The organism is Chitinophaga pendula (assembly GCF_020386615.1).
Classification (GTDB): domain Bacteria; phylum Bacteroidota; class Bacteroidia; order Chitinophagales; family Chitinophagaceae; genus Chitinophaga; species Chitinophaga pendula.
The window spans coordinates 5,856,118-5,878,259 of sequence record NZ_CP077769.1; the positions used below are offsets into that span (position 1 = coordinate 5,856,118).

Annotated in this window: 16 protein-coding genes; 9 read left to right on the forward strand and 7 right to left on the reverse strand. The window is 45.7% G+C overall.

Going from position 1 to position 22,142, the window contains the following annotated elements; all coding sequences use genetic code 11:
• The 7 genes from KTO58_RS21665 to KTO58_RS21695 all read right to left on the reverse strand — a co-directional run bounded on the left by KTO58_RS21665 (window position 1) and on the right by KTO58_RS21695 (window position 11,263).
• Window positions 1-1,332, reverse strand: coding sequence for a 2'-5' RNA ligase family protein (locus tag KTO58_RS21665; protein WP_225859866.1), 1,332 nt, complete (start codon window positions 1,330-1,332; stop codon window positions 1-3).
• A 9-nt stretch (window positions 1,333-1,341) separates the two neighbouring features.
• Entirely contained in the window at window positions 1,342-2,607 is a 1,266-nt protein-coding gene (gene kynU / locus KTO58_RS21670; RefSeq protein ID WP_095837392.1) for a kynureninase, read from the reverse strand.
• A 77-nt stretch (window positions 2,608-2,684) separates the two neighbouring features.
• Entirely contained in the window at window positions 2,685-3,470 is a 786-nt protein-coding gene (locus KTO58_RS21675) for a TIGR00266 family protein (protein WP_095837391.1), read from the reverse strand.
• A 1,024-nt stretch (window positions 3,471-4,494) separates the two neighbouring features.
• Entirely contained in the window at window positions 4,495-8,061 is a 3,567-nt protein-coding gene (locus tag KTO58_RS21680; protein ID WP_095837390.1) for an efflux RND transporter permease subunit, read from the reverse strand.
• A gap of 62 nt (window positions 8,062-8,123) precedes the next feature.
• Complete coding sequence (locus KTO58_RS21685; protein WP_095837389.1) at window positions 8,124-9,236, reverse strand: efflux RND transporter periplasmic adaptor subunit; 1,113 nt, start codon at window positions 9,234-9,236, stop codon at window positions 8,124-8,126.
• A gap of 29 nt (window positions 9,237-9,265) precedes the next feature.
• Entirely contained in the window at window positions 9,266-10,639 is a 1,374-nt protein-coding gene (locus tag KTO58_RS21690; protein ID WP_095837388.1) for a TolC family protein, read from the reverse strand.
• Between the two features lie 9 nt (window positions 10,640-10,648).
• Complete coding sequence (locus tag KTO58_RS21695) at window positions 10,649-11,263, reverse strand: TetR/AcrR family transcriptional regulator (RefSeq protein ID WP_095837387.1); 615 nt, start codon at window positions 11,261-11,263, stop codon at window positions 10,649-10,651.
• Window positions 11,264-11,481: 218 nt separating this feature from the next.
• Here KTO58_RS21695 and KTO58_RS21700 point away from each other — a divergent pair, with 218 nt between their 5' ends.
• The 9 genes from KTO58_RS21700 to KTO58_RS21740 all read left to right on the forward strand — a co-directional run bounded on the left by KTO58_RS21700 (window position 11,482) and on the right by KTO58_RS21740 (window position 22,139).
• On the forward strand, window positions 11,482-12,129 hold the full coding sequence (locus KTO58_RS21700; protein ID WP_095837386.1) for a DUF502 domain-containing protein: 648 nt from the start codon (window positions 11,482-11,484) through the stop codon (window positions 12,127-12,129).
• 29 nt (window positions 12,130-12,158) lie between these two features.
• Window positions 12,159-13,133 carry a zinc dependent phospholipase C family protein gene (locus tag KTO58_RS21705; protein WP_157752801.1) on the forward strand — a complete coding sequence of 325 codons (975 nt, stop codon included), beginning with the start codon at window positions 12,159-12,161 and terminating at the stop codon, window positions 13,131-13,133.
• A 176-nt stretch (window positions 13,134-13,309) separates the two neighbouring features.
• Window positions 13,310-14,419, forward strand: a complete 1,110-nt coding sequence (gene serC / locus KTO58_RS21710; RefSeq protein ID WP_225859867.1) for a 3-phosphoserine/phosphohydroxythreonine transaminase — start codon at window positions 13,310-13,312, stop codon at window positions 14,417-14,419.
• Window positions 14,420-14,678: 259 nt separating this feature from the next.
• Window positions 14,679-15,914, forward strand: coding sequence for a DUF1015 domain-containing protein (locus tag KTO58_RS21715; protein WP_095837385.1), 1,236 nt, complete (start codon window positions 14,679-14,681; stop codon window positions 15,912-15,914).
• Window positions 15,915-16,322: 408 nt separating this feature from the next.
• On the forward strand, window positions 16,323-17,405 hold the full coding sequence (locus KTO58_RS21720) for a tetratricopeptide repeat protein (protein ID WP_095837384.1): 1,083 nt from the start codon (window positions 16,323-16,325) through the stop codon (window positions 17,403-17,405).
• Window positions 17,406-17,515: 110 nt separating this feature from the next.
• Window positions 17,516-19,171 (forward strand): phenylacetic acid degradation protein PaaN, encoded by a 1,656-nt coding sequence (paaN, locus tag KTO58_RS21725; protein WP_095837383.1) that lies wholly within the window; start codon window positions 17,516-17,518, stop codon window positions 19,169-19,171.
• A 64-nt stretch (window positions 19,172-19,235) separates the two neighbouring features.
• The gene (locus tag KTO58_RS21730) at window positions 19,236-19,895 is read left to right on the forward strand and encodes a YceI family protein (RefSeq protein ID WP_095837382.1); all 660 of its coding nucleotides are present in this window, start codon (window positions 19,236-19,238) and stop codon (window positions 19,893-19,895) included.
• A gap of 122 nt (window positions 19,896-20,017) precedes the next feature.
• On the forward strand, window positions 20,018-20,308 hold the full coding sequence (locus KTO58_RS21735) for a 2TM domain-containing protein (RefSeq protein ID WP_095837381.1): 291 nt from the start codon (window positions 20,018-20,020) through the stop codon (window positions 20,306-20,308).
• 49 nt (window positions 20,309-20,357) lie between these two features.
• A complete protein-coding gene (locus tag KTO58_RS21740; RefSeq protein ID WP_095837380.1) occupies window positions 20,358-22,139 on the forward strand; it encodes an AMP-dependent synthetase/ligase in 1,782 nt (593 codons plus the stop codon).
• Window positions 22,140-22,142: the final 3 nt, after the last annotated feature.

The window sequence follows — 22,142 nt, forward strand, 5'->3', positions numbered from 1 at the left end:
TCAGGCGCCGCCTAACTTACATTTCTGTAATACTTCCCATGACTTACCATTGTGACGCAGGAAGTAAAGGTTATTCACCTTAAAGGAAGCAGTATATTCTTTGTTCTCGTATTCAGGCCATGCCTCGTTAAACTGCTCATCGGTCAGATCTTTAAAAGATACGGTCACGTGTGGCGTAAATCCGGTACGAGCCAGCATAGTACTAAAGCCGAACTCCTTACGTAAGAAGTTTATCAGTTGACGATGCATAGCAGAAATCGTTTCACTCTTCTCTACATTGATAAAGAGTACACGGTTCTGTTTGTTCGGGAACGTACCAAAACCATTGAGCGATACTTCAAAAGGAGCCTGAGTTTTGGCAAATTCAGCCAGCTCGTCACAGAACGCTTTTTCCAGGGCAGGATCAGCAGTGAACGGTACCTGCAGCGTTATATGCGGCAACACTTTTAAGGCGTATACCGGACCATATTTTTCTGCAAACTCTTGTTTTATTTTGATGATCTCCTTACCAACTTCAGCGGTTGGCAATAGCGCAATAAAGTATATTTTATTATCTGGCTTTGGAGGCATGGGGCGACGCATACGGCCACCTTGACCCTGGCCGTAACCACCACCGCCGCGGTTGTAACCACCACCGCCACCGCGATCGTAACCACCACCACCGCCGCGATCGTAACCACCACCGCCACCGCGGTTGTAACCACCACCGCCACCGCGATTGTAACCACCACCACCGCCGCCGCGATCGTAACCACCACCGCCACCGCGGTTGTAACCACCACCGCCACCACCACGATCGTAACCACCGCCGCCGCCGCCACGGTTGTAACCACCGCCACCGCCATCACGGTTGTAACCACCACCGCCATCACGGTCACGGTATCCACCACCACCGCCATCACGGTCACGGTATCCACCACCACCGCCATCGCGGTCACGGTATCCACCACCACCGCCATCGCGGTCACGGTATCCACCACCGCCGCCATCACGGTCACGGTATCCACCACCACCACCGCCATCACGGTCACGGTTGTAACCACCACCGCCATCACGGTCTCCACGGTTATAGTCGGGTCTCATATCACGGTCTCCCCTGTTATAATCTGGGCGATCACGGTCTCCGCGATTGTAATCGGACCTTCCATCACGGTCCCTGTTATAGCCACCGGATCTGTCATCGCGATCCCTGTTGTAGGCTGGTCTGCCTTCCCTTTCATTATTGAAGTTGGGCCTGCTGTAACCTCCCGGATTCTCTTCTCTAGGGGAATCATTCTCTTTGTTAGTGTCAGAAGAGTACTTACGGGGGCGTTCGTTTCTCTCAAAATTCATCTTACTTAATTAAGCGTTTGAAGCAATATTTGCAATGATTTCATAAAAATGAAATACGTCTGTATACGAATTATATAAGGGCGTCGGCGATACCCGTATCACTCCGGGTTCCCTCCAATCCACTATAATACCGGCATTTGTCATTTGTTGATGTACCTCTTTACCCCTGTTGCGGAACAACAAAGATAATTGTGCACCATGTTCTTCACAATTTTTTGGTGTTATTATTTCAAATTCTATACCTGTCAACTGTTCCAGCAAAAACCGTAAATAGTTGGTTAATGAAATACTCTTTGCGCGTAGTGCAGACATCCCTGCAGATTCAAATAAAGCCAATGATGCTCTCAACGATACCATATTAAATACCTGTGCTGTACTGATCTGCCAACCGCCGGCATTGGTCTTAGGCACAAAGCCTTTCTCCATTTTAAATCTGGTGGTCTCTTCATTGCCCCACCATCCGCCTAGTCTGATTAAGCCTGGGTCCGATGCATGCTTTTCATGTATATATGCGCCTCCCGCGGCGCCGGGTCCTCCATTCAGATATTTATACGAACACCATACTGCAAAATCTACACCCCAATCATGAAGTGATACTGGAACATTTCCTGCCACATGCGCCAGGTCGAACCCAGCAATGGCACCTGCCTGATGAGCGGCCGCAGTAATAGCCTGTATATCAAACAACTGGCCGGTATAATAGTTTATTCCCCCCAATAATATTAAAGCTAAGCTACTACTTTGATCGTTAATAATTTGTAAAATATCCTCGCTTTCAATCAAATGCGCGCCTTCTCGGGGAGCTACTTCTATTATTGCTGTCTCCGGATCAAATCCATGTAAACGTACCTGTGTTTCAATTGCATACTGGTCACTCGGAAATGCTCCTGCCTCCATTAATATCTTGAATCGCTGCTGCGTAGGCTTGTAAAATGTCATCATCAACAAGTGCAGGTTCACTGTAAGTGTATTCATTACTGTTACCTCACCTGCCTTTGCTCCGACAATTGCCGCCATCGGCTTACTGCAGTATTCCTGGTAGTATAACCATGGATGCTGCGCCTTCCAGTATCCTTCTACCGCATGCTCTTGCCAATCTTTCAGCTCCTGATCAATAGCCCCTTTCACTCCTTTAGGCTGTAATCCCAGCGAGTTTCCACACAAGTAAATGGCATCCTTACCATTACGTTGGGGAAAATGAAACGCGTCCCGGAAAGGCCGTAAAGTGTCCAGTCTATCTTGCTCTTCGGCAAATGCTAATGTCGCCAGATACATATCCAGTATTTGCTTATTTATTTCCAGGCATACAGATAAGGTGCAAGTTATCTGCCGCCACTATCTTTAATTGCTCATCAATCACCATCCAGTAAATTACCCAGACCTCCCAGTATACTTCCTTCTTCTTTCCGGGGCCCTGTTCCATAAGCCAATATACGGCTGGCCAAACGACTGATAGGTAATGACTGTATCCATACCTTACCAGGACCTCTCAGCACAGCGAAGAATAATCCCTCACCGCCGAATACCATATTCTTGACCCCTTTTATGAATTCTATATCAAAATCTATATTCTGTGTGTATGCGACCACACAACCCGTATCAATCTTTAACACCTCTCCTGCTTGCAACTCTTTCTCTACCACCATACCACCTGCATGCACGAAAGCGAGCCCATCCCCCTCCAGTTTCTGCATGATAAACCCTTCGCCACCAAATATTCCTGTACCTAACCTACGCTGGAACTCAATTCCTACACTTACTCCTTTAGCAGCACACAAGAAAGCATCTTTCTGACAGATCACTTTACCCCCCATTAACCCCAGGTCCATTGGAATGATCCGCCCGGGATAAGGAGCCGCAAAACTCACCCGTTTCTTACCCTGTCCGATATTTGTAAATGCAGTCATAAACAGGCTCTCTCCCGTTAGTATCCGCTTACCGGCAGATAATAATTTACCTAAAAATCCCTGGGAAGGCTGTGAACCATCGCCAAACATGGTTTGCATCTGGATCTCCTGGTCCATCATCATAAAGCTGCCACTTTCAGCTACAGCAGTCTCTTGAGGATCTAATTCCACCTCTACGATCTGCATTTCTTCCCCAAATATTCGGTAGTCTATTTCGTGATTATTAGGCATATATTACATGGTACATGGTCCGCAATCCCTGTCTCGTTATAACAGGCTCGTATTTAAAAGCGGAATATTTGATTGTTTAGTTTTCTTTCATAGTCACGGCATCACGCCTATGATCAACACACAGTGCGGCCACCTCATTAAGGCCGGGTTAGCATATCCATATCTCGTTTGTTTTTTCATGCTTTTTCCGTGGCAGGAGCGCAGATTGGTCTGTTGGATTCTAAATCTTATCTGTTGTATTGTCTTTTCAAATTGTATTTGTAATCCCCATTTTCTTAAATAACCTATTGTCTCTCAAGCAAGACTGTTTCATGTAAAGGATGACCAGATGTTGACAATTGTATTATTTGTTGCTCTTTATCTAAATGGCCTTGGGCATCTCACCCATTTCTAAAAAATGTAAAAACAACGGCGACTCAATTCAACTTTACTTATTTCTCATTTTTAATGTCCACATTACAGCTCAGGACATAGGCTCAATTAAACTTCTTTCATTACCGGTTTTCAATATTACAAATCAAGTTTCAAAACTTCCTGCCTGTTTTTTAACAATTATTAGGCTTTTTGGTTTTCTTTTATAAAGATATTCTTTCGGGCGTAAAATTTCTTTATAAATTCAAAAATAACAAAGCCCCTCTGAATTGCAAGCGCACGCAATTGTTAAAATTTGTTAATGCTGCTCCCTTTTTTAGCCTCCTTGCCTAACCTCGGAGGGCCATCTTAAATCGCTTTTCCGCTACAGATAAGCATCTAAACTGATCTATGCCAATTGATCACCTCGCCTTTGCTGCTCTCAAAAAAACAGATTTTGACAAAAAATTTAATCTGGCATTGAATATTTCCACCCGAATATACTACGTATTTACCGGAAAAAACAACCTATTGTTACGAATGGCGTCCTACTCCTCTCCCCCAATAATAAAAAAAACCGTCCCGAAGATTCGGGACGGTGTCTGTTACCTACAACTGTTACACTGTATGAGCCTTAGCTCAAAACAAACTTTATATACGCATATTATATATATCAATGATGTGCACTTACGCCGTTGCCTTCCTTACTGCCGGCATTTACCGGCGAAGCGCCTTCTGGATTTCTGAAAAACTCATATGGCTTAGACGATACATAATGAGGATCATGCAGCTTCTTCACCGTTTCCTTCTTCAAAAACAGCTTGGCGATCAACACCAGGAACGGCACATACTTCAGTCCCCTCGGCCAGCCCAGGTAATCCAATACATCGATAGACCGCTTATTCATCGCATACATCACAGGCACCAAAATCAAAGTGAGGAAGGTCGCAAAAACCAACCCGTACACCATCGTCCAGGCCAATGGTCCCCAGAAGGCGACATTGTCACCACCGAAGAAGATATGTGGATTAAACTCAGAGAATAATGTGGCAAAGTCAATATTTAATCCTACCGCTAATGGGATCAGACCCAATATAGCCGCAATAGCAGTCAGTAATACGGGCGTCATGCGGGTCCGGCCACCTTCAATCACCGCATCGTACACCGGCGTACCCTGCTGTACCAGCAGATCCGTAAACTCCACTAACACGATACCATTACGTACCACAATACCAGCCAACGCCATAATACCTACTCCCGTCATTACAATGGAGATGTCCATACCGAAAATGGAAAATCCTAAGAATACGCCGATGATACTGAACAATATCTCCATAAATATTACCAACGGACGACCTACTGAGTTAAATTGCGTCACCATGATCATCAGGATCAGACCAAAAGCACCCAGCATCGCAGCTAATAGGAAGTTGGATGTCTCCTGCTGATCTTCCTGCTCACCGGTCATCTTCATCGTCACACCAGTCGGTTTAGGGAATTCCTGCATGGCCGTCTGTATTTGTTGTACCACCTCATTTGCATTGTACCCCGTCAACACGTTAGAATACAACGTCACCACTCGCTTCTGATCTATACGTTTAATACTTGCATAAGTATTGGAATAGCGGATATCAGCTACCGCAGACAAAGGCACCTGCCTGATCACACCGCCATGGTTCATATCCCGGTAGGTCAGATTCGTACTCATCAGTGTATTGATGTTATTACGCTGGCTTTCCTGGAAGCGTACCATAATAGGATAGTCATCATCCGGATCTCTGAATTTGGATACTTCCAAACCATATAATGCATTACGCAAGGCATCACCAACAGTCTTGGTAGAGATACCCTCCCTGTTCGCTCTTTCACGATCAATATTCACCAGGATCTCAGGCTTATTACTCTGGAAGTCCGTCTTCAACTCCTCGACACCAGCAATCTGTAAGGAATCCAAGTATCGCTTCAAACGCTCAGATGCGCTAGTGAGCTCCTCAAATTCATCACCGGATATCTCAATGTTAATAGGTTTACCAGTCGGAGGCCCGCCTTGCTCCTGTTCAACGGTAATATCTGCACCCGGGATACCCTTTACAGCATCACGGATTTTACCTAAGTATTCTTTACTGGATTGACCATGGCGCTGTCCAAATTCCACGAAAGCAACTGTCACCTTACCTTTCTGCGGCTGCACACTCATGTCCATCTGACTGGGATCTCCGGCGCCTACTGCTACGTTCGATATAATGGATTTTACAATAGGATTATTCTTACCTACCACTTTTGTGATCCGCTGCTCAATGATATTTGTGATAGAATCCGTATATCGCTGATCTGTACCATTAGGCAATTCGATATATGCATAGATGAAGTTAGGATCCGCTGAAGGGAAGAATACCACCTTAGGATTACGCACAGCTGTCAGGAAAATACTGAATATCAGCAGACCGAAAGTCCCAATCAATATCCATATCGGACGCCACCCTATCATACACCATTTTAATATGCGCCTGTAACGCTCCTGTACACGAGGCCATATATTACTCTGGAATTTCCGGGCAACTCCTCCCAGCCAAAATCGCTCCAGCACAATCATCAGGTAAATGAACACTACAAAGTTACCGACACCTGCACCACTGGCTGCATAGCCAATAAGTGCGATAAAGGCAAATACACCGGTAAGAATAGCAAACTTCCTGTTAAAAGTAGGCTTAGGATGGTTTTCACCTTCATGACGATCCATGAAGTCAACGGCGAATACCGGGTTAATGATATAAGCTACTATCAATGAAGCTCCCAATGTAGTAATCAGCGTCACCGGCAGGAAGAACATAAATTTACCGATCACACCAGGCCAGAATAACAACGGTACAAACGGTGCCAACACCGTCAGCGTTCCGGAGAACACGGGAAGGAACACTTCTCCCGCCGCTACCTTCGCCGCTCGTACAATTCCGATATCCTTCCGTTCATAGAATATGCGATGCACATTCTCAATCACCACGATCGCATCATCCACTACGATACCTAAGGCCAGTAGGAAGGAGAACAACACCATCATATTGAGTGTGAACCCATACGCTGGCATCAGCAGGAACGCAATGAACATGGATATAGGTACAGACAGTGCCACAAAGATTGCATTCACCGCCCCCATGAAGAACATCAGGATCAACGTTACCAATACAAAACCAATGATGATCGTATTGATCAGGTCGTGTAAGGTCACCCGTGTAGAATCAGACTGGTCTGCTGTAATGGTTACATCCAACCCTTTAGGCAGGTAGTCTTCTTTCATCTCATCGATGATTTTTCGGATCTTATCACTGGCATCAATCAGGTTCTTACCACTCTGTTTGATCACGTTCAGAGTGATCACATTCTTTCCGTTCAGACGCGCATAACTCTCCTGCTCCTTAAATCCGTCCTTTATCTCAGCAATGTCTTTCAGGTAAACAATTGCTCCGGATTGTCCCCGCACAACGATGTTGGCAATCTTAGTGGGATCTTTATATTCCCCTTTTACACTGAGTGTACGTTTCTGACCATCCATATTCACCAAACCACCAGACATAGTCAGGTTTTCTGACCTTACAGCGCCCATCAGATCATCAAAGTTGATCTTGGCAGCATCCATTTTGTATTTATCAACGTTGATCTGTATCTCCCGGTCCAGTGCCCCTACGATGTCCACACGCGTGATCTCTGTCAGTGCCTCTATACGATCCTGCATTTCATCCGCATAACGTTTAAGGGATTGCAGATCAAAATCACCGGACAGATTTACGTTCATAATAGGTATCTGCGATACATCCACCTTGGTGATCTGTGGCTCCTTACCATCCGTACTAAGGTTAGTCGGAAGATCTGGCTTGGCATCATCTACTTTCTGTCTCACCTCCTGCCTCGCACGTTCCATATCCTCACCGGCATTAAATTCTATGGTGATGGCAGAGTAATCCTGCATGGATGTACTCTTGATAGATTTCACACCGGATATACCACCCAATTGTTTTTCTATCGGTTTGGTCACCAGTGTTTCCATATCTTCCGGAGAAGTACCATAGTATTGCGTACTAACATAAAACTGAGGAAATACTACTTCCGGGAATTGTTCTTTAGGTAGACTATTATAAGCCATGATACCTGCGATCGCCAGGATAATGGTAGCAACATAAATGCTTACCTTATTATCGATAGCCCAACTGGTCGGCTTAAATTCTTTATTCAGGTTGTCTTGCATAACTTAAATTGTTAGTGATCCAAAGACAGCTGTTACGCAGTCTTTCTACATGTTGGGTCATCCTACAGTTGAATAGCGTCATTGTCATTCAACCCCTGAAAACCAGTTGTTACAACCCTATCTCCTGCCTGTAATCCACTTACAACTTGTGCTTTATCATTGTAAGTACGACCTACTTCAATATCCTTACGTTTAGCCGTCATGTTTTTACCACTGCCTTGCGCCAGGATCACATAAGGCTTACCTTGAGAATACTGGATCACGCCCACCGGAATAGTAATGGAATTGTTAGCCGTATAATCTACAATACGCAGTTTAGCGATCATATTAGGTCTTAAAACAGCATCTGTTTGCAAAGGGATCTCTACCCGGATAGTGCGGCTTAGTGGATCGATAGTCTTGGCAGCAAAACCAATCTTAGTACGCAGCTCTTTATTAATATCTGGGAATTCGATCAATACAGCGTCACCGGTTTTCACCTTACCGGCATACGCTTCTGCCACATCGGCTACCACCTTAAGATTGCTGGCATTTACTACCCGGAAAGGAGCAGCACCTGCAGTAGAACCCGCAAAGTCACCTATTTTGGCAACTACTGCGTCTACAGTACCGGAAATCGGAGAGATAATTTTTGACTGCGACTGTTGATCCTGTAGGGTTGCCAGCTTACGCTGCGTTGCTTCTAGCTGGCTCTTGGCATTCAGATACTGTACTTCAGAACCGATTTTTTGTTCCCACAACCTGCGTTGCTTTTCAAACAAAGTCGTGTTCAGTTCCAGCTGGGTTTTTACCTCCGCAATATTTGCTTTGGCGATCTGATCATCTATTTGTGCCAATGTCTGGCCTTTGCTCACCTGCTGTCCTTCTTTCACGTAAATAGCAGTGATCACACCTTGTGAACGGGGATACACATTCACGTTTTCACGGGCATCTACACTTCCCTGTACATCAATATAGTGTTCAAATACAGTATCAGCCACTGTAGTGATCACTACTGATTTTACTTTTTTGACAGAATCACCACCTAACTCTTTCTCAAGTGCGGTGATCTTTTTATCGATGTCTGCCTTCTGTTGTTTAAGTGTTTGCAGTTGCTGTGCTTTATCGCCACCACCGCCGCCACAGGCAGCCAGCATAAATGTTATAAACGGGATAGCGAAATATCTTTTGGTCATATAATGAGATTTAATAGAGCAGTTAATGATTAAAGCTTGCCGTTAGCCTTCAGATAATCGATCTTGGCTACGATCGCATTGTACATCGCAGTGAAATAATTACTTTGTGCCGTCAGCAGATCCTTTTCTGCTGTATTTACCTCCAGACTGGAACCTACGCCTTCCTGGTACTTGATAACGGATACATCATATACTTCCTTGGCTAGTTTCATATTGCGTTCCTGTGCCTCCAATGTCTTTACGTTATACCGGAAAGTACTATTAGATTGCTGCCGCTCCATATCAATACTGAGCTTCAGATTCTCCAGGGACACCTCTGATTTCTTTACCGTTAGAAACGCCTGATCCACCTGCCGTCTCCGTTGTAATCCGCTAAAGATGGGGATGCTCAGGTTTACACCGTAGTTTACATAACCATACCAGGTCTCCTGTTTGAAATAATTGAACGTATTACTTGCCCGGGAAATGCCCGCAGTACTGAAAAGAGATAAAGAAGGAATACCCTTTAGTTTATAACGCTTCAGATCATACTCATAAGCCTTCTTCTGTGATTGCAGCGCCTGAAATTCTACACGCTGCGTATAGTCGAATTGCTCGCTCTCCGTCTGCGGCACCGCTGCTATCTCTTCTGTGCTAAGACTATCAGTAAGTATTACATCCTGTGCCATCGGAATACCGATCTGGAACTTCAGCGCGGCCACACCTACCTCATCAGCATTCAGCAGCTTGGATTCTTCCGTACGAAGATTCGTGATCTGTATTTGCAAACGGTCTACATCCAGCTTCTCTACCGTACCTGCTTTATACATTTCACTGGTCTCACGCATGTTTTTATCCATAGTGACCAGGTTATCCTGCATGATCTTCAGAGCCTTACGTGCAGACAATACGTTGTAGTAAGCTTTATAAACCGCCACCTTTACATCTACTTCAGATTTCTTGACGTTCCGGTTTGCCAGCTCCTCTAATGTCTTACGTGCCTGTAAAGCCACCAGTACACTTGGATCAAACAATACCTGCTGCAGCTTTACTTCGCCTACAGCATTGTATTTAAGACCAAATGCAAAAGGTACCAACGTTCCCTTAGGTACGCTGGGATCAAAGTTGGATGCATCAATCAATTGTTTTTGGATAATGGGGTTATCCTGGTACTGACCGCTGGCAGAAAGATTGGGTAATGCCTGGCCGCTCACCTCCTTATTCTTCGCCAACTGTATCAGTTCGTCCAACTTAGCTGTTTTGATAGCCGACTGATTAGCCAACGCTAGTTCGACCGCCTGTTGGGCACTTAGCTGAATCGGACCTACCGATGCCTGCGGCGTTCCCTGCTGAGCGATAGCCTGGTTGATAGCAAGCAGCATTATTATGCCGGCGAGCATAATAAGCCTACGTCTTAGTTGCATAATTGTTATTTATTTTTTCAATAGTTGTTCCTTATATAGTTCTATTAGCTTGAAACCCTTTAAAGAGGCTACGCCATATAAAAAGTGCTCCAACAGTACCTTCTGCACGTGTGACATATCAAAACCGCTGACTGAAAATAACTCCGGCTGAAAACACAATAGCGACGACGTAGTCCGGAACTCTGTTAACACCTCTACATTAATATCCGCCCGGTACAATCCCTCGGATATACCACGCTGGAGATTCTCTCGTATAGTTCCTTTTAAATAATGATCTTTATAATGCTGAAACAATCTATAGGCCCTGGAATGGAACTTTTGAAGGTCTAACAATATTACAGGGTTCATATTTCGGGTATGCTCTTCCAGTATCTCCATTAACCGGAATAGGGCTTCAATGGCATCCTTCCCCTGCTCGTGACTTACCACACAGGCATCCTGCATATGCTGCAGATAACGGGCTATCGCATTCATCACCAGGTCATCCTTATCCTCAAAATGCGCATAGAGCGTCTTTTTTGAAATACCCATCTTGATAGCTATGTCATCCATAGTGATAGATCGGGTACCGTACTGCCGGAATAAACCAAATGCGGTATCTAATATGCGTTCCTGTACTTCCATTTTGGGAGGTGCTGGTGAATTTACAGCCCGTAGAACAAAACTATGGAAACTTTTTAAACTTTAATAGTTTCCAGTATTATTTTTTCTATATCGGGGTTCCCTGCCCAATTATATAATATGTTAACCGACTTACTTAGTAGATTTAAGTAATTTGCACCCTGTATCGCTCACAGGTATAGGGAAGCACCAGGCTTTCTACATACATATATTACTCGATCATGTCTCCTAAGCTCAAATTCAAACTACTGGCAGCACGGTTATTACGTTATTTTTTTCAAGGACTACTGATCCTGGCACCTATAGGTATCACCGCTATTACCATCTATTGGGCATTCGTCACCATTGACAACCTCATCCCCAAAGAGCTGATCCCCCTGGAAACCCCACTTAAATACCTTCGTTACAAAGGTGTAGGATTCCTGCTTGTACTTATCCTGATCCTCAGTGTAGGCTACCTCAGCTCCTCGTTTATCGTTGGCCGCATCTTCGACCTTTTCGACCATCTCCTCGAAAGAACACCGTTTATTAAATACATATATACGTCTGTCAAGGATGTCTTCGATGCCTTCGTAGGTGAAAAAAAGAAGTTTGACCACCCCGTACTCGTACAGATATATGGCCAGGATGTATGGGAAATGGGATTTATCACCCAATCCGATGTTAGCCATCTTGGACTTGAACACCACATCGCCGTATACGTCCCCCATGCTTATGCTATCACCGGTAAAGTATTCCTGGTCCCCAAAGACAGGATCAAAGCACTCGATAATGTGCCCGCTGGTGAAGCAATGAAATTCGCCGTCAGCGGTGGCGTTACCAATATAGCCCACCACCTTCATAAAGAAGAAACGGGCAAAACAAACTAAATCTATTCCCCCGACCCCAAATACACATAATGCATAAAAGCAGCACCAGCTGGCTATTTTGTTTCTTTTTACTGATACCTGCTACCGCAAAAAGCTGGGGCTTCTTTGCCCATCAGCGAATAAACAAACTGGCGGTATTTTGTTTACCTCCCGAAATGTTGGTCTTTTATAAAGCTAATATCACCTTCATTGCCGAACACTCAGTAGATCCCGACAAACGTAGGTATGTCGTACCAGAAGAAGCTCCCCGCCACTATATCGATATTGACCGTTATACTACGCCTCCCTACGATAGTTTACCCCACTCCTGGCAGGATGCAGTAAGCCGGTATACCGCAGATACACTGCAACGACATGGAATTCTCCCTTGGCATCTCAATACCATGATGTACCGCCTTACCAAGGCCTTTGAAGAGAAAGACCCGGCACGGATCCTGAAACTGTCTGCAGACCTGGGCCACTATGTAGCCGATGCACATGTCCCACTCCATGCCTGCTCTAACTATAACGGCCAGTTCACCGGTCAACAGGGTATTCATGCCCTTTGGGAATCCCGCATCCCTGAACTCTTAGCAGATGCGACCTTCAATTACTGGGTAGGCAAAGCCACGTATCTGAATAATACCGACCAGGCCAATTGGCAAACCATACTGGAAAGCGCCACAGCAGCCGATAGCGTATTAACATTCGAAAAACAATTAAGCGTCCGTTTCAATCCAGCCCATCGCTATGCCTATGAACAACGAAACGGTAAGCTCGTACGTAATTATGCTACCGAATACGCCAAGGCCTATCATCAGCTGCTTAACGGGATGGTAGAACGCCGGATGCAACAATCCATCCATCGCGTAGCCAGCTGCTGGTATACAGCATGGGTAAACGCAGGACAGCCCTCTCTGTATAAGATGACCAAAGTCCGGTTCTCCGAAGAAGACCAACAGGCTTTCAAACAACTCGACCTGCAATGGAAAATAGGTGACAATAACAGCGGTCAACACGAATGACAATACAGCTAAAGGCTCCTGTCAGCCGGCATTTCAGATAAATAGCGCTGGTGGCTTCCTAATTCGAAATTAAAAATCTATCTTTGTTACCTAGCTTTTAAGCATATCCTACACCGCGTCTTACTGGTAAAAGAAATACCTGCTATTTTTGCCGTTCCTTAGAAAAACCAAACAAAGTGGAAAGAGAAAACATAGAATTTAATCAAGAACGCAACATGAAGGTGCACAACTTTAACGCGGGTCCTTCTGTATTACCTAACGAGGTATTATACAAGGCCAGCAAAGCCTTGATCGACTTTGAAGGAACAGGGATGTCTATACTTGAAATAGGCCATCGGACAGCGCCATTTATCGCCGTAATGGAAGAAGCCCGTAGCCTCGTCAGGGAACTGATGCAGCTGGATGACGACTTCGAAGTACTATACCTACAAGGTGGCGCTACCACACAATTCATGCAGGCACCTATGAACCTGCTCGAAAATGGAGCCGCCGCTGCCTTCGTAGATACAGGTGTTTGGTCCTCAAAAGCTATTAAAGAAACCAAAAACTTTGGCTACGCCGATGTAATTGCTTCTTCCAAAGAGAGCAACTATAATTACATCCCTAAGCAATTCAATATACCGCCAACGGCGTCATATCTGCATCTCACTTCCAATAACACCATCTATGGTACCCAATGGCAGTCCTTCCCAGACTCCGAAATACCTGTGGTAATTGATATGAGTAGCGATATCCTGAGCCGGCAGGTGAACTATAACAAGTTCTCCCTGATATATGCCGGTGTACAGAAAAATATGGGAGCCGCAGGTGCAACAATGGTAGCAGTAAGAAAAAGCATGCTAGGTAAAGTATCTCGCAACATACCCTCCATCCTCGACTACCGCCTGCATATTGAGAACGGATCTATGTTGAATACCCCCCCGGTATTCGCTATATATATATCCATGCTCACTTTACGCTGGCTTAAAGAACAGGGCGGCGCTCCGGCCATGGAGAAGCTCAACAACAAGAAAGCAGCTTTGCTGTATGATGAAATAGATCAGAACCCGCTCTTCCGCGGCACCGTCGCCAAAGAAGACCGTAGCAAAATGAATATCTGCTTCATCATGGATAAACCGGAGATGGAAGAAGAATTTCTCAAATTCTGCAAAAAAGAAGATATCGTTGGCATTAAAGGCCACCGCCTGTCCGGAGGTTTCCGCGCCTCTGTCTACAACGCACTTCCGCTCGAAAGTGTCGAAGTACTTGTAGAAGCCATGAAATATTTCAGTCTTAAAAAAGCATAATAATAAATATCAATTATTCATCTCGTTTATTGATTAACCACTATAATTCTCTAGGGCTCTGGAAAATATCCAGGGCCTTTATTTTTAGCCAAAAATAACAGCTTCATAATAAAGCACCCTACCCGCGGCAAACAGGCATTCACGCCACCATGTTGCAGCCCCTTACCATTCCTGTCACATAACCCACCTGTTATTTCCTTTTTATTTATTTACTTTTACGCCTACACACTTTTCACTCATATTAATAAGATACAAGATCATGGCCATCATTAGACCCTTCAAAGGCTTAAGACCCAAAACAAATCTGGCAGCGCAAGTCGCGGCACGCCCCTATGATGTGCTCAGCTCTTCAGAAGCCAAAACTGAAGCTGACGGCAATCCCTACTCTTTCTACCACGTTTCCAAATCAGAAATTGACCTCCCCGAAGGCACCGACGTTCACAGCCAACCAGTGTACGAGAAAGCTGCAGAAAACCTCCAGCAATTCATTAAGGATGGTACGCTCTTCCAGGAAGACGCCCCTGCATACTATATCTACAAACTGGTAATGGATGGTCGCTCTCAGGTAGGCCTCGTATGTGCTTCCTCCGTAGCTGACTACAATAACGGTATTATCAAAAAACACGAATTTACCCGTCCGGAAAAAGAACTGGACCGGATCAATCATATCAAAACTACCCGCGCGCAAACAGGCAATGTTTTCCTGGCTTACAATGATGTACCGGAACTCAACACCTTGATTGCCAGCTGGCAGGAACACCATGCGCCTACCTATGATTTCACGGCAGAAGATGGCATCCAACACACCCTCTGGGTAGTAGACGCAGCGGAAACCGTAGATCAGATCACCGGCCTGTTCCAGGAAAAAGTACCTTGTACCTATATAGCCGACGGCCACCATCGCGCCGCATCAGCTGGACTGGTACAAAAAGAACTGGGCGCTGACCAGGATACCAATGCTCCTGTTAACTACTTCCTGACTACCATCTTCCCTGCCAGCCAGTTGGCAATCCTAGACTATAACCGCGTAGTAAAAGATCTCAACGGCCTGACCAAAGAAGAACTGCTCTCCCGCCTCGAATACGATTTTATCGTGGAAGAGATCGGCCATCTGGCTCAAAAACCAGCCATGCTACACGAGTTTAGCCTCTACCTGGAAGGTAGCTGGTACCGTCTCGTAGCCCGTGAAGGTACCTATACTACCGATCCCATCGGCATCCTCGATGTAACCATCCTATCTAACAATGTATTGGATAAGTTATTGGGTATCAAAGATCAGCGTACCGACAAACGCGTGGATTTCGTAGGAGGTATCCGCGGACTGCAGGAGCTGGTTAAAAGAGTAGACAGCGGCGAAATGAAAGCAGCCTTCGCCCTCTACCCTGTTACTATACAACAGTTGTTCGACATCGCCGATAGCGGTAACGTTATGCCACCGAAATCCACCTGGTTCGAACCTAAACTGCGCGACGGTCTCATTACGCACACCATCTGATTCATTTACAATATTAGAGCCCTGCCCGTAGCCTATTATGAACTACTGGCAGGGCCTTTTTGATAATTAGATAAATTATCACTTATATATTCTCAACTATACCATATTATTATTACACACTAACCCTTCACTACAACACGTTGTTTGTAAAATACTTACAACATTCAAGTCCACCTCACCTCCACCTTTCTCATACATCTCCTATAGCACACCTTTGCTTATCCTATAAGCTACGTATAATCTGCCTTTTTCAGATATGCCCCCAGGTCAGCCAAGCCACCTCATAAATCAATACCCGCTACAGGCTTCACTTTACTACGTATCCCTGCTCGCCTGCCCAGTCTGGCCCCACTTTTGCACCGCTGCGCACAATTTTTCCTTATTTTTACAACAAACCAAGGACAGTACATGAACAGGGGATTTTCTTTATTGAAGAAATTTTTATTAGTAGCAGGAGTATTGTTGACACAGTTGGCACACGGACAAGATGCAAATGATCTCTATAATACCGCCAATAACTTCATTAGAAGTGGCGACTACGCCAATGCTATCCTTGTATTCAACCAGGCCCTGCAATTGGACCCGGAAAACACCCAGTTCAAAAAACAATTAGCCTTCGCATACTACCTGAGAGGAGACGTCTCCAGGGCTAAAACCCTGATAGACCTCCTACTCGACAAAAAGGACGCAGATGCCCAGACCTACCAGATTGCGGGAAATATATACCAGTCTAAACAGGAATGGAAAGGCGCACAAAAAATCTATGATCGCGGCATACGCAAGTTCCCCGACAACGGCGCCTTATACAACGACAACGGACAGCTGCTCGCTACTATGAAAATGTTTGACGGCGCACTGTACAACTGGTTGAAAGGCATTGAAATGGACCCTAATTTCCCTGGCAATTACTACAACGCCGCCAGGGCATATAATTTATCCAAAGAACCCGTATGGGCCATCCTCTACGGAGAAATATTCATTAACCTGGAAAGTTATACCACTCGTACAGCCGAGATGCGTGATATCGTATTGGAATCCTATAAAAAGCTCTTCAACGATCCCGCTATCTTCAATGCACAAGTACCCGAACTCGAAGGCAAAAAGGGTAAAAAGAGTAAATCCACAGGTGGTGGCTTTGACAAAGCCTATCGTCAATCAATGGCAAAACAGATCAGTGTGGTCAACGTCGGTATCGAACCCGAATCCCTGCTGATGTTACGTACCCGGTTCATATTGGATTGGTATAACTTTAATGACGTCAAATTTCCTTACGCACTCTTCGATTTTCAACGCAAATTGCTCAAAGAAGGACTGTATGAAGCATACAATCAGTGGTTGTTCGGTCCGGTAAGCAATCAGGCCGCGTTTAAAGCCTGGTCAGGACTCCATAAAAAAGAATATGATGAGTTTCTGCAATATCAACGCAACAATCCGTTAAAACTACGCCCGGACGAATACTATAATGATGGGAAAGTATCACTCGGCAGATAAATAACAAGGCATTGCACCAGATGTAGTGACACTATCCGAAGCCTGCATAAATTCCACGTTATACCGGAAAGTCCGCTTAATTATTAATTGTTCATCATTCATTACTAATTATGCTCACTGCCAAACACCAAAACACGATTGACAACGCTGTAAAGGCCAATCACGAAAGGACATTTTACGCGCAGTACCCGGAACACCCCAAAGCCTACGGCGAAGAAGCCCCCGCTAACGGCGTCGCCAGTTTCCAGCAAATGCTCCAACAACCCTTCAAACAATTGCTGCAAACAGGCGAAACCGGCTGGTCTGGCGAAGAGGTATCTCCTTATACTTTGGAGAAATTAGGTATCACCTATCCTGTATTCACCATAGAAGACCTGATATCTAAAGCTTCCATCGCTGGCAAAAAATGGGCTAAAACACCTGTAGCCGAACGCGCTGCCCTACTCGTAGAAACCCTCGATCGTGTACAGACCCGATTCTTCGAAATCGCTCACGCTACCATGCACACCGCTGGACAAAGCTACATGATGAGCTTCCAAGCCTCCGGCCCACATGCCAACGACAGAGCATTGGAAGCAATCGCTATGGGCTACCAGGAACTGCAACGTTTCCCCTCCCAACAGGTATGGGAAAAACCAATGGGCAAATTCAGCATCAAACTGGACAAGACATTCAAACCAGTACCCAAAGGGATAGGGGTGGTGATTGGCTGCTCTACTTTCCCGGTATGGAACTCCCTCCCCGGAATATATGCAGACCTCATTACCGGCAACCCAGTCATCGTCAAACCACACCCTAACGCAATACTACCCATCGCCATAGCCGTAGCCGCCATACAACAGGTACTACAGGAAAATGGCGCTGATCCTAATCTCTGCCAGCTGGCAGTTGATAGCCAGGAACACCTCATCGCCAAAAAGTTATGCGAACATCCGGCTGTTGCCCTGATCGACTATACAGGAGGCAGTCAGTTCGGCAATTACGTCGAATCAATACCCGGCAAAACCGTCTTCACAGAAAAAGCAGGTGTTAACTCCGTGATCATCGATTCCGTACAGGATATCGAACCTGTAGTACAGAACCTCGCTTTCTCCGTATCGCTCTATTCCGGCCAGATGTGTACCGCACCGCAGAACTTTTTCATACCCGAAACGGTGAAAACCGCCAGCGGAACACTCTCTTTCGATGAAGTCGCAGAAAAAATAAAAGAAGCCGTCCTCGCTTTGGTCAACAATCCCAAAATGGGAGCAGGTACACTGGGAGCCGTACAGAACGACACCACCCTGCAACGTGCCCAGAACGCCCATACCCTAGGAGGCAAAGTCCTTCTCAATGGCACAACTGTTGTGAATGAAGAGTTTAGTAAAGCACGCGTTTGCGCACCCGTTATCCTCGAAGTGGGCAGCAAGGACGCTAATATATTCGAACAGGAGCTATTCGGCCCCGTCATCCTCCTCGTGAAGACTAGGGATACCGATGAAGCTATAGAACTGGCCAGACAAATGGCAAAAGATCACGGCGCCATCACCTGCGCAGCATATACCACCAGTGAAGAGATCAAAGAAAAGATAGCAGAAGAAATGAATAGCGTATTTGCACCCGTATCTTTCAACCTGACAGGCTTCATTTGGGTCAACCAGCATGCCGCCTTCTCAGATTTCCACGTCACCGGTGGTAATCCCGCAGGTAACGCCAGCTTCACTAACCAGGAATTCGTGATCAAACGATTCGTCTGGGTAGGCAACAGAGAACTGATCAGCAGTTGAGTTATATCCCTGCCAGGAACAATGCCGCTTGTCGTTGTTCCTGGCAGTATCAAATAATAGGCATATGAAGTACACATTTTTACTACTGATATGTTGCTGGGCCGTCGCTTGCGAACAAGCCCCGAAAGCTGATAAAGCACGCGTCACCGAGGCAGAATCGGTGAAAGCACCAGAAGGCGTCGCTTATAAAGTGGACACCGCACAAAGCTTGTTGAAATGGATAGGCACCAAACCTACCGGACAACATGTGGGCTCCTTCACCCTCAGTAGTGGTACACTATATGTCAAAGAAAACAAAGTCACCGGAGGCACTTTCAAAGTGAATATGAAATCCCTCCGCAACATCGACTTGGCTTCAGATGCCAATATGAAAGCCAAACTCGAAAGTGAGCTGAAAGGCCCCCTCTTCTTTGACGTTGAAAAATTTCCTGCCGCAACCTTCGAGATCACCGATATCAGCATATTCCAACCCGTCGCCGGCACAGAAGTACTGATGAAAGATGCCACACACAATATAAGTGGCAACCTCACTATGAAAGAGGTGACCAAAAACGTTTCCTTCCCCGCTAAGATCACCATCGACGATGGTATACTCATAGCTGAAGCTAATTTCAATATCGATCGTACATTATGGGGAATGACCTACCGCGCCGATAAATCCGTACAGGACAAACTGATCAACTCCCTGGTCAATATCCAGTTTACCGTTAAAGCAGAGAAGTAAGTACACTATAATATAGCTATATAATACCACTGCATCTATCCGTCCGTATAGGTGGAGTTTCGCCATTCCGCTAATTTTTTTTATATTTAATTCATACCGCATCACATTTTAATACCATTCACATGGAAACGATACAGCAAAAAGATGAAAGGCTGTGGCGCATCGCCAAAGCCAGAGCTGGCTTCAAGTCCCATCTCATTACTTATCTTGTCATCAATGCCGGTTTCTGGGTATTATGGTTCCTGACAGACAATTCCTCTCATCATACGCCATGGCCTGTATGGCCTGCATTAGCCTGGGGAATAGCACTGGCCTTCCAGTATTTCAACGCTTATCATCGTGACCCGTTTGGCGACACGCTGAAGGAATATGAAAAACTACAGGAAGAACAACATCGCCGTGGCGCACTGTAAACACCATCAGCATTGCTGACTTGTATCGTACCACCAAACCAATTGTAGCATGGAGCAACCGAGTAGATTATTTGACGCAATAGCCTATCAGCTGGAGAAACATCCCAACGATGATATGCTCGCAAGAAAGGAAAATGGTCAGTGGAAAAAATATTCCACAAAAGAAGTAGCAGAACTCAGTCAACGTTTCAGCGCAGGCCTCCTCCAACTAGGCATCAGCGGCAACGATAATAGCATAGAAGGCAAAGACAAAGTAGCTATCATGTCGGCCAACAGACCCGAATGGCTGCTCACCGACTTCGCCTGCCAGCAGGCAGGCGCCGTACTCACCCCCATATATCCAACCATTAGCGAACAAGAACTGGAATTCGTCCTCCAAGATGCAGGCGCTAAGATCCTTTTTGTCGGAGATCACACCATCCTCGAGAAAGTACAAGCCGTTAAAGACAAGCTACCCAATCTCAAACATATCTACGCCTACGACCAGATCGAAGGCTTCCCGCACTGGTCAGAAATACCCGAAAAAGCCACTCCTAAAACGCTCGCAAAAGTGGCTGCCATCAGGGACAAGATACAACCAGACGAACTGGTCACCATCATCTATACCTCCGGTACCACCGGTACCCCCAAAGGAGTAATGCTCACCCATCATAATATCATGAGCAACGTAGCAGCATCCAGGCCCTATTTACCTGTACATACAGGCTCCAGGGCACTCAGCTTCCTCCCGCTCAATCACATATTCGAACGGATGGTCACCTATGTGTACCTCACTGCCTGCGTCCCCATCTACTACGCAGAAAGTATGGACACCATCTCCGATAATCTGCGCGAAGTAAAACCTACAATCTTTACCACCGTTCCCCGCCTCCTGGAAAAGGTCTATGAAAAGATCATGTCAAAGGGATTAGAGCTCAAAGGCATAAAAAGAGCCCTTTTCTTCTGGTCTGTCGAACTGGGAAAACAGTACGATGTCAACAAAGACCTGGGCTGGTGGTATCGCTTTAAATTAGGCATCGCCAACAAGCTCGTTTTCAATAAATGGCGGGAAGCGCTTGGTGGTAATATCGAAGCCATTATCAACGGAGCAGCAGCCTGCCAGATAAGACTACTCAAAGTATTCACTGCTGCAGGCCTTCCCGTACTGGAAGGTTATGGCCTCACAGAAACCTCCCCGGTGATCGCCGTCAACCGCATGCCCGAAAAAGATCGTCTTTTCGGCAGCGTCGGCCCCATCCTGGACAATGTCGAAGTGAAAATAGCCGAAGATGGAGAGATCCTCGTCAAAGGCCCTAATATTACCCCTGGCTACTATAAACGCCCCGATCTTACCAAAGAAGCGATAGAAGATGGATGGTTCCATACCGGCGATATCGGTGTCATCGTCAACAACAAATTCCTGAAGATCACCGACCGCAAAAAAGAACTGTTCAAGACTTCCGGCGGCAAGTTCGTAGCACCACAACCCATTGAGAACAAATTCAAAGAATCCCCCTATATAGAGCAGATCATGGTCGTAGGAGCAGACCGCAAATTCACCGGCGCCCTGATCGTACCAGCATATTCCAACCTGAAGAACTGGTGCGCTAAACGTAATATTTCCGCCTCCTCTAATGAAGAGCTGATCAAAAACCCGGAAGTAATAGCACTCTATAAGCAGGCATTAGATAAATATAACCAGCTCTTCAGCCACATAGAACAAATCAAAAAGTTCAAACTCCTGCCCCATGAATGGACCGTCGATAGCGGCGAAATGACCCCTACGCTTAAACTGAAGCGTAAGGTTATCCTGGAGAAGTACAGCAAAGAAATAGACGAGATTTATGAGTAATTT